Here is a 15,441-nt window from a genome sequence, read left to right on the forward strand (position 1 = left end):
ATGTAGAAGCCTATTTTATATTAGTTGTTATAAATTGTTATAAATTATTTTAATTTATTCACAATTTCTTTAACAAGTGATAGGAATTGTGTGCGAACACGTTGAGTTGTTTCAATTACCTCTTCGTGATTTAATGGTTGATCTAAGATTCCTGCAGCCATGTTAGAGATACAAGAAATTCCAAGAACTTTTAAATCAGCATGACGAGCTACCATTACTTCTGAAACAGTTGACATTCCAACTGCATCAGCACCTAATGTACGGAACATACGGATTTCTGCTGGTGTTTCGTATGTTGGGCCTGTAACTGCAACATAAACACCTTCTTGAAGATTCACGTTTAATTCTTTTGCAGCTTCTTTTGCTACTGCTTGTAAGTCTTTGTCATAAGCTTGTGACATATCAACAAAACGAACTCCTAATTCAGGATTGTTTGGTCCAATTAATGGACTTGTTCCAGTAAAGTTGATGTGGTCTGTAATTAACATTAAGTCACCAGGGTTGAATGAAGTGTTTACTCCGCCTGCCGCATTTGTAACAACTAAAGTTTCAACTCCAATTTCTTTCATAACACGAACTGGGAATGTTACTTTTCCCATATCGTATCCTTCATAAAAGTGAACACGACCTTGCATTGCTACTACACTTACACCATGAATTGTTCCGAAAACTAGTTGGCCTTCATGTCCTTCAACTGTTGAAGTTGGAAATTCTGGTATTTCGTTATAAGGAATTTTCACTTGGTTTTCAATCTCATCTACTAAGATGCCAAGTCCTGATCCTAAAATTAAACCAATTTTAGGCTGCTCGTTAATTTTTCCTTTTATGTAAGAACCTGCTTTTTCAATAAATTCTTTGTTCATTTTAAATTACCTCTCACTTTAAATTTTGTAAAAAACTTTCTCCATGTGAAGGAAGTTTTACTTTGAAATTATCAGCAATCGTTGCTCCAACATCTGCAAACGTTTTAGGAATAGATAGCTCTTCGCCACCATTCATACTTGGGCTATATACAAGTAATGGTACGTATTCTCTAGTATGGTCAGTTCCATGGAAAGTAGGATCATTTCCATGGTCAGCAGTGATCATTAATAAATCATCATCTTTTAATTGATCAAACATTTCTGGTAAACGTGCATCAAACTCTTGTAATGCATTTCCGTATCCAAGTGGATCACGACGATGACCATAGACAGCATCAAAGTCAACAAGATTAATAAAAGTTAACCCTGTAAAATCCGTTTTAGCAGTTTCTACTAATTTATCCATACCATCCATATTTGAAGTAGTTCGAATTGATTTAGTAATTCCTTCACCATCAAATATATCAGAAATTTTTCCAATTGAGATGACATCAAATTTACTATCTTTTAATTCGTTCATAACTGTATGACCAAATGGTTTTAATGCATAGTCATGACGGTTTGGAGTACGTTTAAAATCACCTGGTTCTCCAACAAAAGGTCTAGCAATAATGCGACCAATCATATAAGGGTTATCAAGTGTTAATTTTCGAGCAATTTCACAACAGCGATATAATTCCTCTAAAGGTACAACATCTTCATGTGCAGCGATTTGTAAAACAGAATCAGCAGAAGTATAAACAATTAAAGAACCTGTTTTCATGTGTTCTTCTCCAAGTTCAACTAAAATCTCTGTTCCAGATGCCGGTTTGTTTCCAATGATTTTACGACCAAATTGGCTCTCTAATTCATTAATTAACTCTGCTGGAAATCCTTCTGGGAAAACTCTAAATGGTTTATCAATATGTAGGCCCATCATTTCCCAGTGACCAGTCATTGTATCTTTACCAACTGAAGATTCTTCCATTTTCGTATAGTATGCAAGAGGTTTGTCAGCTTTTTCAACCCCTTGTAATTGACGAATATTACTTAATCCAAGCTTTGCCATGTTAGGCATATGTAATCCATTCATTTTTTCCGCAATATGCCCTAGTGTATCTGATCCAATATCATTAAATTTGTCCGCATCAGGTGCTTCACCAATACCTACAGAATCCATAACAACTAGGAATACTCGATTATATTTATAATTACTCATTACTTTCCTCCTATGATTAAAGCGTTTTAATCCATTAATACAGTCAGATGTCTGACATCTAAAGTATACGTTTTGTCCTATGAGTTTTCAACAATAATATTTACTAAGTTCATTCTTTACATTCAAAAGTTATTAAAATTGACATAAATATTTAACTTTAAAATCCTTTTTAAGGTTCTAAGTTTAAAATGCTCCTATATTTATCGATATATTTTATGTCCTACACCAATGATTATATTTATTCACTTAAAATCACTTCAAAATTTTATAAATTTATTTAAGACTGTTTCTTATACTTTGTTGCTATTTAGCAAGGCGACAAGTTGATTTCCGCTCCAGGTTGCTCGCTTTCCGTGGGGCGGGCGGTGAGCCTCCTCGTCGCTATCGCTCCTGCGGGGTCTCACCTGTCCCGCTTCTCCCACAGGAGTCTCGCACCTTCCGCTCCAATCAACTTATTTATGAGCAGTTAAATCTTTTAAAAAGTTAAAATAACAACATCCTCACAAACTTCCTTGCTTATTCTGGTCAGATAGGTCTTGGTAGAAATGTTTCGTAGTAATTTCTATGATTTTGTTTAGATAAGAAAAATAAAAACATTACATAATGAACTACTTAATATTTTTAGTAATCTTTTTTTCTTAAGCAGGTTGATGATGATTCTTATCATTTCCAAAGTTATTTTTTTCCCTTCTATTCTTAGAAACAATTATGCCACAAATTAGTACACCCACAGTTATTACTATTTTAAAACTAACAGATATGAAGGAACTTTCGAAAAAATGCTTTATCATTTGATCATGTGTGATCATACCTGAAGCAGTCCATGCAAGTATTCCCGACCCAATTAAGGTAATAATTGGATATTTGTTCATTATTTTCATTAAAAAGGAACTTCCCCATACGATAATCGGGATTGAAACAATAATTCCCACGATGATTGCTATAAGGCTACCATGTGCTACACCTGCTAAAGCTAATACATTATCCAAACTCATTAAAGCATCCGCAATTATTATCGTTTTAACTGTACTCCATAGTGTAGTGCCTCCATTAACTTCTCCATGACCAGTATCATTAGCTAGTAATTTATAAGCAATCCACAGCAACATTATTCCACCTAACCCGTAGATAAAAGGAATTTTTAATAAATAAACGATGATTGCAGCAAATACTAAACGTAATAAAATAGCACCTGCTGTCCCAAAAAGAACCGCTTTTTTCTTTTGACCATCTTGTAGGTTTTTAGCTGCTAACGCAATTAATATTGCATTATCACCACTCAGAATTAAATCAATAAAAATTACATTCAAAATAACACTGGCACTCATCCCGAAAATATCCATTTTTCTTCCCCCTTATTTTTATGTAACTTGTTCATTTAACAAACAAAAAAGACCTCTGCCGTCAGTAAGTAATTACTAAGGCAAAGGTCTTGCTAAGCATAAGTATTATGCCAACAAAGCCGATGGGAAACAATCCCATGAATTGACGACTTTGTTTCAGGTGTAAACCTGACGCTACTCCCCTTTGGAGATATTCGAATGTTTGTACTATTATATTACGTTTCACTATACTTTATGTCAATAGTTTAGTATCTATTTACATTACTTTAATTAATCAATTAAACTGATTGACGTTGTGATTCAACTTCGATGTTTTCTTGTACTTTTGCTTGTTTTTTACTAATAACTTGTCCAACTACTACAAGACCAATCGTTACAACGATTTGGAAAATATAACTAATCATTTTTGAAGAGAAAATAAATCCAATCATTTCATCGTGTACAATCATACTCGCTGCAGTCCATGCAAGTAATGCCGCACCAATTGTAGTAATAACTGGAAACTTGTCCATTAACTTCATTATATAAGTACTTCCCCATACAATAAGAGGTATTGAAATCATAACCCCACATAATATTGGTAAAAATCCATGTGCAATTCCTGCTAAAGCTACAACATTATCTAAACTCATTAAGGCGTCAGCTAAAACAATTGTTTTTACTGCTCCCCATAAGGTTGTACTACTTTTAACATGCCCATCTTCACTGTTTTGCACGATTAAATCAAGTGCAATTTTTAATAGTAGAATTCCACCAATAGCGTGAATGAAAGGAATTTTTAGTAGATATACAATCACAAAAGCAAATACTAATCGTAATGCAACTGCGCCCACAGTACCATATGCGACTGCCTTTTTACGCTGTGATCCTTCCAAATTTTTAGCTGCTAATGCAATTAAGACCGCATTATCGCCACTTAATAAAATATCTACTAGAATTACTTGTAGTAGAACTCCAACACTCATGCCGAAAATATCCAAAATTTCTTCCTCCAATTATTTTGCTTTCTATAAGTAAATTAGAAAAGACCCCTACTAAAGAATTGAATCAATAGTAAAGGTCTTATTAACTTATTAAATTTTTTTAATGATTACTATCTTTATTAAACATGATAAATCTTTTCATCGTACACGTCAAGAATTATAGTTTTTACTCATCTTCTTGTAATGTTAAAATTCTTGGACCGTCACTTGTTATTGCTAATGTATGCTCATATTGTGCAGATTTCTTTCCGTCACGTGTTCTTGCTGTCCATCCATTTTTCCCCATTGTAGCATGCCATGAACCAAGATTAATCATCGGTTCAATTGTAATAACCATTCCTTCTCTAAGTCTTAAGCCTTTACCTGGTAAACCATAGTGCGGTACAAATGGCTCCTCATGTAGAGTAGGTCCGATTCCATGTCCAGTAAAATCACGAACAACCGAATATCCTAAAGGCTCTGCATAAGATTGAATTGCATGACCAATATCACCTAAACGATTACCTACAACTGCTTGTTCAATTCCTTTATAAAGACATTCTTTTGTTACTTCTAGTAATTTTTCATCTTCCTTTGAAATTTCACCAACACCATAAGTCCATGCAGAGTCAGCCAATCCTCCATTTAAATTCACGACCATATCGATTGTGACAATATCTCCCTCATTAAGAGGTTCTTTACGTGGAAATCCATGACAAATTTCATCATTTATAGAAGCACATGTAGCATATTTATATCCATGGAAGCCTTTTTGCTCTGGAGTTGCTCCATTTTCTTTTAAAAATTTCTCAACAAATTCATCAATTTCCCAAGTAGTTATGCCTGGTTTAATCATCTTTCTAATCTCTTTATGAGTAGCAGCTAATAATTTACCAGCTTCTTGCATTAAATTTATTTCACGTTCTGTTTTAATTGTAATCAAACCGTTCATCCTCTCGACTTACTTTATAAATTTACTATTTTCGTCTAAATCCAATTACTTATAGTATACTTCATTCCTTTAAAACGCAACCTATATAATTAAAATTACCATCAAAAAAAGGGCCTATGCCCTTGGATGAAATTCTTTGTATACATCTTTTAATCGGCTTTTCGTCACATGTGTATAGATTTGTGTTGTTGAAATGTCTGCATGACCTAACATCTCTTGAACTGAGCGTAAATCTGCACCATTCTCAAGCAAATGAGTTGCAAATGAATGACGCAATGTATGTGGAGTTAACTCATGCTCGATATTTGCCTTTTCAGCTAGTTTTTTTAAGTTTTTCCAAAAACCTTGTCGTGTCATACGATTGCCATGATGATTTAAAAATAGTGCCTCGTTTTGACGTTTTCCTATTAAAGATGTTCTTGCGTTTGTTAAGTAATGTTTAATCGCATTGATCGATAGTTTGCCTAATGGAATAATTCTCTCTTTACTTCCTTTGCCTATGCACCTGACAAACCCCATTGTTAAATTTGCATCTGACAAATTTAACGAAAGTAGTTCTGACACACGCATACCCGTAGCATACAATAATTCAAGCATAGCTTTATCACGAATACCAAAAATAGTTGTCCCATCCGGCGCCTCTAAAATAGCTTCAACCTCTTGTATAGATAATACTTTTGGAAGTATTCTAGGGGCTTTTGGAATTTCAACAAGTAAAGAAGGATCATCCTTTATGCCATCAACTTCTCTAATAAGAAATTGATGGAACGAGCGAATAGTCGCTAAGTGCCTTGCCATCGTTCTTGCTGATAAATTTCTATCCTTTAAATAACGCAAATAACCAATTATTTGAATGCGTGTTATACTTTGCAAATCTTTAACTTGCTCAACATGTTGTAAGTAATTTTCATAGCTCTCTAAATCCTTATCATAAGATAGGATCGTATTTTTAGATAATGCTTTTTCAATCTGAATAAAATGACGAAAATCTTGTGCGGCAAATCTAAACTCTTTTTGAAAGGTTGTAAGTTTCGTTTCCACTATTCTACTCCCCATTTTGATAGAACCTTACTATTTGGGCAAGTGTTCCATTATTTTTCATATCAACCTTAAGCATTGAGCCTTTAGGACGATCATATCGATGCATATCTTCATACTCAGAATGAATCCACTGTATTGCATAATAAAAAAGAATTGTACAAGCAATGAATAATATAGCTACCTTAATAACATCAATAACTATCATTGCTCTATTCTTCTTCACACCATTGCCCTCCTCTAACTCTACATGTCCACCCGCACTCTTTTTTAACCATCCTATGCAAAAATAGGACAAAACATACCCAGAAAAGCGGAGGCTCCCTGCTTATCTCCGAAAGGCGTTGGAGCAAATACAAAAGGAAGTGTGCTTTTTCACTTCATTTTGTATTTGTGAAACGACTGAGGAGATGGGAGCCGTAGCTAGACACCACGAAATGCGGAGGAGCCTTGCTCACCTCCGAAAGGCGTTGGAGCAATGACAAAGAAACACAATTAAAAAGAGCTATTCCTTTTTTGAACAGCTCCGATCATAGGTACATTATTCTTTATCTTGGCAACGGTGACAAATGCCATGAAATGTTAAACGATGATCTTTTATTTTAAAACCATATCGTTCCTCAACAACCTTTTCAGCATCTGATATAAGGTTTTCATGAATTTCATCAACTGCTCCACAAGATATACAAATTAAATGATGATGAAAATGTTGAGCACCCTCATGTCTTAAGTCGTACCTTGACACGCCATCACCAAAATTTATTTTATCAACAATTGTTAACTCAGTTAATAATTCTAATGTTCGGTATACTGTAGCAAGTCCAATTTCTGGCGATTTATCTTTTACTAGGAGGTAAACATCTTCTGCACTTAAGTGATCTGTCTCATTCTCTAAAAGAACACGCACTGTGGATTCACGTTGTGGTGTTAATTTGTACCCTGCAATATGTAGTTGTTTTTTTATTCGATCTATACGTTCTTCCATTTATTTCACTCCCTCGCCACTTGTAAATAATTATAACAAAGATAGAGAAAGTGTCAAAAATATTTTTTATTTAATTTTTCTTGAGAATTAGATCTCCAATTACCTTTAAGAAATAAGTTGAACCATATGCTTCTATTAAACTAGCAATACTTAATGACATTGCTGCAATCGTAAAGATCATCGTATAGCTAATTAACTGTTTTATGATTGGCTCTCTATCATTTTTAAGAAATTGCTTTTGAATCATTCGAATCGATAATTGAATTGCTAAGACTGTTATTAGTACATAAAAAGGTAGAACGATTATATTTTGTGGAAAAACTGTTGTAAATGCTAATAACATCCCATTCCACCCTAATTGATTCACAAAAAAACCTACTGTAAAACCTATTACTAATCCTTTTAAAAATAATAATATGATAATTAAAGGCAGACCAATAACTGAAATTCCTAATATCCAAATTAATGCTATAAATTTCAAATGTGTGGAATAGCTTGTGACAAATACATCCTTCCCATTCACAAACCCCTCATTATGTACCTGTCCAAAAAATTGTGTTAAAAAGGTTAATACATCTTGTTTCTGACTTACATTCATACTATTTACGATAATAGCTCCAAAAATAACTCCAAAAAGTAATATCACACTTACAAATATATATAGAGATGCGTACTCTTTTAAGTGATGTTTAAAAGTTACGAATATCCCGTTTTTTGCCATACACTCATCTCCCTATCAATTCGTCTACTTCAAGTTTATGAGTGGACAAGTATTTTATGCTCTTTACTTGAAAAATTTCTAATTTTTTAAGTTTTCAATCATTTTTGTTACTATTAACCTATTTAAATTCCACAAAAATACTCGACAAATATAAAAAAGGGGATTTTTTGACTAATACTGGAGGTATTTATATGTTTGGCTTAAAAAAGAAAAATAGTGATAAAGACATGCCCATCCTAAATTATCAGAATCAAAAAGTAACTTTAGACCTCACACCTAAACATTTAGAACAATTGAAATGGATTTCATATACAAAGGAAGATATTCAAATTAAAGGTTGTTTTTTTTCATATATTAAAAATCATATGGAAGAGATTGTTGATAACATTCTTTCTAAATCTGGAGACCGTCTACACTATGTTTTTGATCAATTAAATAATCTTGGAGATCCAAGACAACTCATTCGTCTACAAATTGAAAAGCATTTCCTCACTACATATGATTCTGAATATGTTGCATCAATAAAACGTCTAAGTCTATTACATTCACAGAATGATGCTGAGCATTATATCGGTTTAATTCAATGTTATCTTTCTGAATATCTACGAGTTGCTTTTATCGAGTTAAAAAACGTTCAAGAACGCACGAAATTTTTCACAGCTATAATGAAATCAATGAATTTTGAACAACAACTTTATGTTGAATTTGTGAATGAAAGTATTAAGGAACAGACTGAAAAACGAATTCAATTTGAAGTAGAATTGAAATCTAATATTCAAGAAATTGCAGAAGAACTTGTTTCACTTACACAGCAAACAAATGCAGCAGTAGAAATGTTAGTTCAACAAAGCTCACACGTAAAAAATCAAGTCCACCAATCGAATGTTCAGGTATTAAAAACACAAGAAATTGCTGGTGAAGGTGAAGGAAGGGTTAAAGAGCTTTCAGCTAGTATAGAAGTGATTACGAATAATACCGAAAAAGTAACTTCGATGGTACAGCATTTAAATAGTTCTTATGCTGATATTGCGAATGTTATTAAAATTGTACAAAGTGTTGCAGATCAAACTAATTTATTGTCCCTTAATTCTGCCATTGAAGCTGCGCGTGCAGGGGAACATGGAAAAGGATTTGCTGTCGTTGCACTTGAGGTTCGCAAATTGGCTGAACAAACGAAAAACTCTATTTCAAAAATTGAAGAAATTATTGAAACGTCTAACACTTACTTAACTGATGTTGTTTCTTCAATAAACGAAGTTTCTAATATGGTATTAGAAGGTGGCACTCATGCTGATTCTACTCAAGACTCATTCGTAACAATTGTGAAAGAAATGAACAAAAGTATATTTGGTGTTGAAGTAACTCAAAAGGAAATTAATCAGCTTGTTGATACGATTGAAGAAATCGGTCAAGCTACTCAACGTGTAACTTCTTCTGCAGAAACTTTAATGAATGTTGCTAGAAGTAAGAACTAATCATTTGGATTGTTATGTTCTTTTATGATAGTTGTTTTTTTAAGAATCTTTACTATTTAACTCACGAATTACAATTAATGGTGCAGTTGTCTCACATGGCTTCTGCACCTTTCTTTTTATACTTTTATTTACTTAGTTATTTTCTTTGGATATGTACTTTGTTGCTATCAAAGAATGCGATAAGTTGATTTCCGCTCCAGGATGCTCGCTTTCCGTGGGGCGGGCGGTGAGCCTCCTCGTCGCTATCGCTCCTGCGGGGTCTCACCTGTCCCGCTTCTCCCACAGGAGTCTCGCACCTTCTGCTCCAATCAACTTTATTATCAAGACTTTAACAAAACCTTTTAAAAATAACACTCCTTTAGATATGTTGAATTAGGGTAAACAATAAAAAAGTGCATTTCCCTTTTAATTACTGCACTCCCTTTTCATACTGTCATTTACCTAGTTTTTTGGGTTTACCCTATTTATAAAATTAATAATTTCTTTTTCAACCATACAACATGATTTCTCATTTGATCCGCAGATCTTATTATGATTCAAATTTTCTATCATAACTTGTTTGCCTTGAACGGAGAAATCAGCATATTCTCTATGGGCTTTAATTACCTCTTTTAAAAAAGCATTTTTACTTTTTCTTGATAAAAATATTCCACTCTGCTTTCCTACTGTTAAAACTAGTACTGGCGTTTGAATCTTCATTTTTTCACTCAAAAGTTTTTTGATTAATTTGTTGTTTTCATTTAAATGAGCCCATTCATTCAACACTGTTTTCCAATGCTTTGGCTTATTAGATAAATTTTTTTGATCATTTTTTCTAAATAAAACAGACTTACGTATCTTTTTTCTGGAAATAAAATACATAATTTCTGAATACTGATATAAAATTTTTTCGTAAATTTTTTGATAATTTTCCTCGATTCGCGGATGTGTAGGATCTAATAAGATAATTGTAAAAAAACAATCTGGAACATATTTTTGAGCTAAGAGTGCAATATATGAGCCTAATGAATGAGCGATCATATTAATTGGCTTATTTATATTTAATGCTTTTAAAAAATCAATACACTCTAGTGCTTGCTGATTTGATGATCTTTCTAAAAAACTCTCCTCACTTAATCCATACCCAAGACGATCATAAGAAATAATGGTTCCATATTTACTTAAAGCTTTTTGCAATTGTTTCCATTGGTGATGTGTATGCATCATTCCTGATTCTAATAAAAAGATCTTATTTCCTTCACCAACTATTTTTGCATAATATGTACCTAATTCTCCTTTAATAAACACTCGATCACCCTATTAGTAGCTTGTTTTAAATTAGTGTATTCTGAATCTGTAAATGTATTTATTAAACTCCTAAGGATATTATTTCGTAAAAGAGACTACTTCCGCTCCAATCATCTTCTTTATCAACAGTTTGATTTAAAAACCAATCAAAAAAAAAGACGCATTCAGCGTCTTTTACTCTTTATTTTCGTATGTATTTTTTACTTCGTTATAGAACTCTGCATGTGTCGTTGTATAATATGGTGCTACAAATAAAGCTGCTAATAGAAATGTAAAGCAGACTAGTAAAAACCATCCAATGAATGACAAAACAATTAAGAACGCTTTCCATTTATATCCATCCATCATTCTTCTACTTAAAGTAATTGCTTGTAGCGGACTGATTTCTGGATTGTCATAAATGATATAAGGAGTTAACATATATGCAATTCCTTTTATGATTCCTGGAATAATTAATACTAACGTTAATATTATTGTAATGAATGAATAGCCTTTCACTATCCATGGAATAATGGATAATATTGACCATAAAATTGTAAAAATTGTTACTAAAACCTGAGTAATAATAACTTTAATACTTTTTCTTCCTGAAGCAAAATAATAAAATAACTCCTTAACACCTGGGTTCTCGCCACGAGTTAATCGAATAAAATAAACAGTGATTCCATAGCCTAATACCATATTAAATAACATAGAAAAAATTTCAACAATGATAGAGCTATCCAAATCTAGTTTAATTGGATTAAAAATTATCCCTTCATTTGTTACAGTCCCTGCTAAAACGGATAAACCACTCCGTACAATAAATTGTATAATTCCAGATAAAATTACGATTCCAATGGTTCTGAACCAGAATCCATCTAAACTATCTTTTGCTTGCCTTTTAAGGCTAGAAATTTGCATTCTTATGTATTCCCCTCTCGTTTTTCCCAATATATACTAGCATGTTTAAAGAAAAACTTCGACAGTTTCTTTTATTTTTTTAATTGCAAATATTGAATGGCAAAGCATGTTTTTGCATCATGAATTGCACCTTTTTGCAATTCAGACAAACATTCTTCAAGTGATAGTTCACGAACTTCCACAAATTCATCTTCATCAAGACTCGCACTATTCTCTTTTTTGCGTAATCCCGTTGCTAAATAGATATGTATATATTCATCAGCAAATCCAGGGGAAGTATAAAAAGATTGAATATGATTCCACTCTGCAGCTTCATAGCCTGTTTCTTCCTCTAATTCTCGTATAGCTGTTCGCAAAGGTTCTTCTCCCTTTTCTAATTTTCCAGCAGGTATTTCAAGTAATACACGTTCCATTGGCTTTCGATATTGATCAACTAATACTATTTTCCCTTCATCTGTCACTGGAATAATCGCAACCGCTCCAGGATGTTTTACAATTTCGCGTGTACTTGTTTTCCCATTTGGTAATTCAACCTGTTGATAAAATAATGAAATAACTCTTCCCTCAAAAATCTTTTCTTCACTAATTGTTTTTTCTTCAAATTTTTTCATTTCTCTTATCTCCTGTTCTAATATCTATTGTTCTTTCATATATTTTATCACTAATTATTCTTAATTACTTTAAGGATAGGAGAATCTTTATGAAAACACTTCGGACAAGCTCGATGATTGTTTTAGTTGGTAAAAAAAGTGAGATTTTAAAAACATTACAATCGACCAGCCAACAATTTAAAACTGTTCAAGAATGGATTACTCATGAGAAAGCTCAACATCTATACCTTGTAAAATAATCAATTTTTCATTTACAATACTTGCGGAGGGATTTATATGAAATTTCGAAAACTTGGATCAGCTGATCTTTCTGTAAGTGAACTTTCACTCGGCTGCATGTCTCTTGGTACAGATGAACAAGACGCAATTCAAACGATTCATATGGCAATCGATGAAGGAATTAACTACTTTGACACCGCAGATTTATACGATTTCGGTAAAAATGAGGAACTTGTTGGAAAAGCTTTAAAAGGACGAAGAGATAAAGTAATCCTTGCTACAAAAGTTGGAAATCGATGGAATGAGTCAAAAACAAGTTGGACTCGGGATCCTTCAAAAGCTTACATTAAGGAACAAGTTAAAGAAAGTCTACGTCGTCTCGGAACAGATTATATTGATTTATACCAATTACATGGTGGTACGATAGAAGATGATTTTGAGCAAGTAATAGAAGCATTTGAAGAACTTGTTAAAGAGGGTACTGTTCGATATTATGGAATATCTTCTATCCGCCCTAATGTTATCCATCGTTTTGTAGAACATTCTTCAATTCAGTCTAATATGATGCAATATAACCTTCTTGATCGTCGACCTGAAGAATTCTTTTCATATTTGGTAGACCATCAAGTATCTGTCATAGTGCGAGGAGCAATTGCAAAAGGTCTTCTCACATCAAATTGGATGAATAAGTTATCTGATAAGGGATATTTATTGCATTCAAAAAATGAATGTATTCGATTGATTTCCCAAATAGAATCTATCCTTGATGAGAATCAAACTCTACATAGTTTAGCACTACACTATTATTTATCTCATCAGGCAATTGCTTCACTTGCTATTGGTGCAAGGAATCCAAATCAACTGAAAGATAATTTAATTCATTATTATAAAAATCCAATCGACAAACACCAAATTCTCTCGCTTAATCAAGTTTTACCTAAAGAACTTTACGTCGATCATCGTTAGTATATTTCATTTACGAGTCTTGTTGCACAGTAGTGCAGTGAGGCTTTTTTTATCTATTTTTAAGTATAATTTTCCATTTTCAACAAAAACTTATCCTAAAAGTCTATTTTAATTGAATTAATTAAAAGGGTAAGGAGTTTAAAAATGAAAGAACAAAAATGGGGTTTATTACTTTTAACTGCATTTGTTGTTGGTAATATGGTTGGTGGTGGTATTTTCCAACTTCCTGCTACATTAGCACAAGTGGCTAGTCCTTTTGGTATTATAGCTTCATGGGGGATTACTGGAATTGGAGTCTTTTTTCTTGCGATTGTTTTTGGAAGACTTGCTATTTTAAAACCTGAACTTTCAAATGGTCCACAGGATTATGCTGCAGCATTATTTAATAAGCCTAGAGCTAAACATATTGCTGGATATAGTATGGTTTGGGGCTACTGGGCAGCCAATTGGCCAAGTTCTGCTGCTGTTATTATTTCTTTTTCTGGTTATTTATCTACATTCTTTCCAGTTTTAAAAAGTAATAGAATATTATTTACATTAGGTAATTTTTCTATTATTGAAGGAAATTTGATTACTTTTCTTGTCAGTAGTGCCCTATTATGGGGTATCCAGCTTATATTGCAGCTAAATTATAAAGATGCAGGAAAAATCAATCTACTTCCTACTATTATGAAGGTATTGGGATTCGTATTGTTTATGATTGTAGCCTTAAGCGCATTTCAATCATCTCATTTTACTCCCTTTTCTTATCCAGTAGTTGCTCCTAACGGTGTGAAACATGGGATATTAGGCCAAATGAATTCCGGTGCAATCTCAACTTTGTGGGCATTTATCGGTATAGAGTCTGCCATTATGCTTTATAATCGAGCAAAATCTGGAAAAGACGTAGAACGTGCAACAATCCTAGGGTTGGTAGTAGCCTTGGTTATTTATATTGGTATCACAATTTTAACAATCGGTGCATTACCGATGAAAGATCTTATGCACTCTACATCACCTTTAGTAGACGCTTTTGATCGTGCAATAGGTGGAGGAAATGGTAGCTACATACTTGCATTCATTGCATGTTTAGCTTTATTAGGTTCCGTTGTTGGTTGGGTAATTGTAACAACCGAAGTTCCCTTTATTGCTGCTCAAAAAGGATACATGCCAGAGTACTTTGCAAAAACCACACCAAATGGGTGTCCCGTTCGATCGTTAACTCTTACAAATCTATTCACACAGATATTTCTATTTTCAATCTTATCAAAGACTCTTAACCAAGCATTTATGTTTGGAATTGAGGTTTCTACATTAGCTTACTTAGTGCCCTACTTAATTTCTTCATTATTCCTATTGAAAATTGCTTACACTAGAGAAATCTTCAAAAATGAACAGACCGGGCGTAACATGACAATCTTCATTAGTATCTGTGCTTTTCTTTATTCATGCTGGGTTGTTATTACTGGAACAGCACAGCTTGTAACATTTTTCCTTGGAATTGGGCTATTTTTATTCGGATTTGTTCTATACCCGTTTTTTCATCGTTCAACGAAGATTAGTTAATAAATACTCTTTAAGAAGATCACATATCATTTTGTTTTAGTCCGTGATCCTAGACCAATATAAAAAAGCTGTCTCATTATTTGTTTATTAACAAAAATAGACAGCTTTACTTCAATTATTTAAAATCTTTCCAAGTCATGTTACTTTCATTTAATAGCTCTTCAAAGCTTTTATTTTTTTCACGAAGTCGTTTTTCTTCACGAATTTTTGCTTCTTCAGCTTCTTTTTGTTTAACTTCCTTTTCTTGTAGAGCTTTTTTTGTATTTTTAAGTTTATTTAATACTTCTTCATTCATTAAAGAGCCAAGAGAAATTTTTTCTTTTTCTTCAAATGATGGAGATTTTGGTTGTACTTTTCTTTTTTTCATAATATC

General features: G+C 33.0%; 17 protein-coding genes. 4 read left to right on the top strand and 13 right to left on the bottom strand.

Annotated features, from left to right (window positions below; genetic code table 11):
- Nucleotides 1-44 precede the first annotated feature (44 nt).
- The 9 genes from J5Y03_RS03750 to spoIIM form a co-directional block, all read right to left on the bottom strand.
- The gene (locus tag J5Y03_RS03750; RefSeq protein WP_209402677.1) at nt 45-863 is read right to left on the bottom strand and encodes a purine-nucleoside phosphorylase; all 819 of its coding nucleotides are present in this window, start codon (nt 861-863) and stop codon (nt 45-47) included.
- Nucleotides 864-876: 13 nt separating this feature from the next.
- Nucleotides 877-2,061, bottom strand: a complete 1,185-nt coding sequence (gene deoB, locus J5Y03_RS03755; protein WP_209402680.1) for a phosphopentomutase — start codon at nt 2,059-2,061, stop codon at nt 877-879.
- 638 nt (nt 2,062-2,699) lie between these two features.
- A complete protein-coding gene (locus tag J5Y03_RS03760; RefSeq protein WP_209402682.1) occupies nt 2,700-3,404 on the bottom strand; it encodes a TerC family protein in 705 nt (234 codons plus the stop codon).
- 278 nt (nt 3,405-3,682) lie between these two features.
- Entirely contained in the window at nt 3,683-4,384 is a 702-nt protein-coding gene (locus J5Y03_RS03765; protein WP_245208723.1) for a TerC family protein, read from the bottom strand.
- A 169-nt stretch (nt 4,385-4,553) separates the two neighbouring features.
- Nucleotides 4,554-5,309 carry a type I methionyl aminopeptidase gene (gene map / locus J5Y03_RS03770; RefSeq protein WP_209402684.1) on the bottom strand — a complete coding sequence of 252 codons (756 nt, stop codon included), beginning with the start codon at nt 5,307-5,309 and terminating at the stop codon, nt 4,554-4,556.
- Nucleotides 5,310-5,432: 123 nt separating this feature from the next.
- Nucleotides 5,433-6,359: a site-specific tyrosine recombinase XerD gene (gene xerD / locus J5Y03_RS03775; protein ID WP_322099543.1), complete on the bottom strand. Its 927-nt coding sequence runs from the start codon at nt 6,357-6,359 to the stop codon at nt 5,433-5,435.
- 4 nt (nt 6,360-6,363) lie between these two features.
- Nucleotides 6,364-6,582, bottom strand: coding sequence for a YqzK family protein (locus J5Y03_RS03780; protein ID WP_407648393.1), 219 nt, complete (start codon nt 6,580-6,582; stop codon nt 6,364-6,366).
- Between the two features lie 315 nt (nt 6,583-6,897).
- Nucleotides 6,898-7,341 (bottom strand): ferric iron uptake transcriptional regulator, encoded by a 444-nt coding sequence (gene fur, locus J5Y03_RS03785; RefSeq protein ID WP_209402688.1) that lies wholly within the window; start codon nt 7,339-7,341, stop codon nt 6,898-6,900.
- A 70-nt stretch (nt 7,342-7,411) separates the two neighbouring features.
- On the bottom strand, nt 7,412-8,062 hold the full coding sequence (gene spoIIM / locus J5Y03_RS03790; protein ID WP_209402690.1) for a stage II sporulation protein M: 651 nt from the start codon (nt 8,060-8,062) through the stop codon (nt 7,412-7,414).
- Nucleotides 8,063-8,253: 191 nt separating this feature from the next.
- On the opposite strand from spoIIM, the gene J5Y03_RS03795 reads away from it, so the two are divergent.
- Nucleotides 8,254-9,537, top strand: coding sequence for a methyl-accepting chemotaxis protein (locus tag J5Y03_RS03795; RefSeq protein ID WP_209402692.1), 1,284 nt, complete (start codon nt 8,254-8,256; stop codon nt 9,535-9,537).
- Nucleotides 9,538-9,978: 441 nt separating this feature from the next.
- Here the strand turns inward: J5Y03_RS03795 and J5Y03_RS03800 are convergent, their stop codons facing one another.
- From J5Y03_RS03800 to J5Y03_RS03810, 3 genes are all read right to left on the bottom strand, one after another.
- The gene (locus J5Y03_RS03800) at nt 9,979-10,824 is read right to left on the bottom strand and encodes an alpha/beta fold hydrolase (protein WP_209402694.1); all 846 of its coding nucleotides are present in this window, start codon (nt 10,822-10,824) and stop codon (nt 9,979-9,981) included.
- Between the two features lie 174 nt (nt 10,825-10,998).
- The gene (locus J5Y03_RS03805; protein ID WP_209402696.1) at nt 10,999-11,727 is read right to left on the bottom strand and encodes a DUF975 family protein; all 729 of its coding nucleotides are present in this window, start codon (nt 11,725-11,727) and stop codon (nt 10,999-11,001) included.
- A gap of 71 nt (nt 11,728-11,798) precedes the next feature.
- Nucleotides 11,799-12,338 (bottom strand): NUDIX domain-containing protein, encoded by a 540-nt coding sequence (locus J5Y03_RS03810; protein WP_209402698.1) that lies wholly within the window; start codon nt 12,336-12,338, stop codon nt 11,799-11,801.
- An 89-nt stretch (nt 12,339-12,427) separates the two neighbouring features.
- Between J5Y03_RS03810 and mciZ the strand changes: the two genes are divergently transcribed.
- The 3 genes from mciZ to J5Y03_RS03825 all read left to right on the top strand — a co-directional run bounded on the left by mciZ (nt 12,428) and on the right by J5Y03_RS03825 (nt 15,068).
- Nucleotides 12,428-12,577 (top strand): Z-ring formation inhibitor MciZ, encoded by a 150-nt coding sequence (mciZ, locus tag J5Y03_RS03815; protein ID WP_209402700.1) that lies wholly within the window; start codon nt 12,428-12,430, stop codon nt 12,575-12,577.
- Between the two features lie 37 nt (nt 12,578-12,614).
- Entirely contained in the window at nt 12,615-13,523 is a 909-nt protein-coding gene (locus J5Y03_RS03820) for an aldo/keto reductase (RefSeq protein WP_209402702.1), read from the top strand.
- A gap of 144 nt (nt 13,524-13,667) precedes the next feature.
- Nucleotides 13,668-15,068 carry an amino acid permease gene (locus J5Y03_RS03825; protein WP_209402704.1) on the top strand — a complete coding sequence of 467 codons (1,401 nt, stop codon included), beginning with the start codon at nt 13,668-13,670 and terminating at the stop codon, nt 15,066-15,068.
- A 115-nt stretch (nt 15,069-15,183) separates the two neighbouring features.
- Here J5Y03_RS03825 and J5Y03_RS03830 read toward each other — a convergent pair whose 3' ends face one another.
- The gene (locus J5Y03_RS03830; RefSeq protein ID WP_209402706.1) at nt 15,184-15,435 is read right to left on the bottom strand and encodes a YqkE family protein; all 252 of its coding nucleotides are present in this window, start codon (nt 15,433-15,435) and stop codon (nt 15,184-15,186) included.
- Nucleotides 15,436-15,441 lie beyond the last annotated feature (6 nt).

This window comes from Gottfriedia endophytica (assembly GCF_017814275.1).
GTDB lineage: Bacteria > Bacillota > Bacilli > Bacillales > Bacillaceae_G > Gottfriedia > Gottfriedia endophytica.

What these genes read in the sequence shown, in the direction of transcription:
- J5Y03_RS03750 (WP_209402677.1), bottom strand. Translation starts at nt 863, where the DNA reads ATGAACAAAGAATTTATTGAAAAAGCAGGTTCTTACATAAAAGGAAAA.
- deoB (WP_209402680.1), bottom strand. Translation starts at nt 2,061, where the DNA reads ATGAGTAATTATAAATATAATCGAGTATTCCTAGTTGTTATGGATTCT.
- J5Y03_RS03760 (WP_209402682.1), bottom strand. Translation starts at nt 3,404, where the DNA reads ATGGATATTTTCGGGATGAGTGCCAGTGTTATTTTGAATGTAATTTTT.
- fur (WP_209402688.1), bottom strand. Translation starts at nt 7,341, where the DNA reads ATGGAAGAACGTATAGATCGAATAAAAAAACAACTACATATTGCAGGG.
- spoIIM (WP_209402690.1), bottom strand. Translation starts at nt 8,062, where the DNA reads ATGGCAAAAAACGGGATATTCGTAACTTTTAAACATCACTTAAAAGAG.
- J5Y03_RS03795 (WP_209402692.1), top strand. Translation starts at nt 8,254, where the DNA reads ATGTTTGGCTTAAAAAAGAAAAATAGTGATAAAGACATGCCCATCCTA.
- J5Y03_RS03805 (WP_209402696.1), bottom strand. Translation starts at nt 11,727, where the DNA reads ATGCAAATTTCTAGCCTTAAAAGGCAAGCAAAAGATAGTTTAGATGGA.
- J5Y03_RS03810 (WP_209402698.1), bottom strand. Translation starts at nt 12,338, where the DNA reads ATGAAAAAATTTGAAGAAAAAACAATTAGTGAAGAAAAGATTTTTGAG.
- mciZ (WP_209402700.1), top strand. Translation starts at nt 12,428, where the DNA reads ATGAAAACACTTCGGACAAGCTCGATGATTGTTTTAGTTGGTAAAAAA.
- J5Y03_RS03820 (WP_209402702.1), top strand. Translation starts at nt 12,615, where the DNA reads ATGAAATTTCGAAAACTTGGATCAGCTGATCTTTCTGTAAGTGAACTT.
- J5Y03_RS03825 (WP_209402704.1), top strand. Translation starts at nt 13,668, where the DNA reads ATGAAAGAACAAAAATGGGGTTTATTACTTTTAACTGCATTTGTTGTT.
- J5Y03_RS03830 (WP_209402706.1), bottom strand. Translation starts at nt 15,435, where the DNA reads ATGAAAAAAAGAAAAGTACAACCAAAATCTCCATCATTTGAAGAAAAA.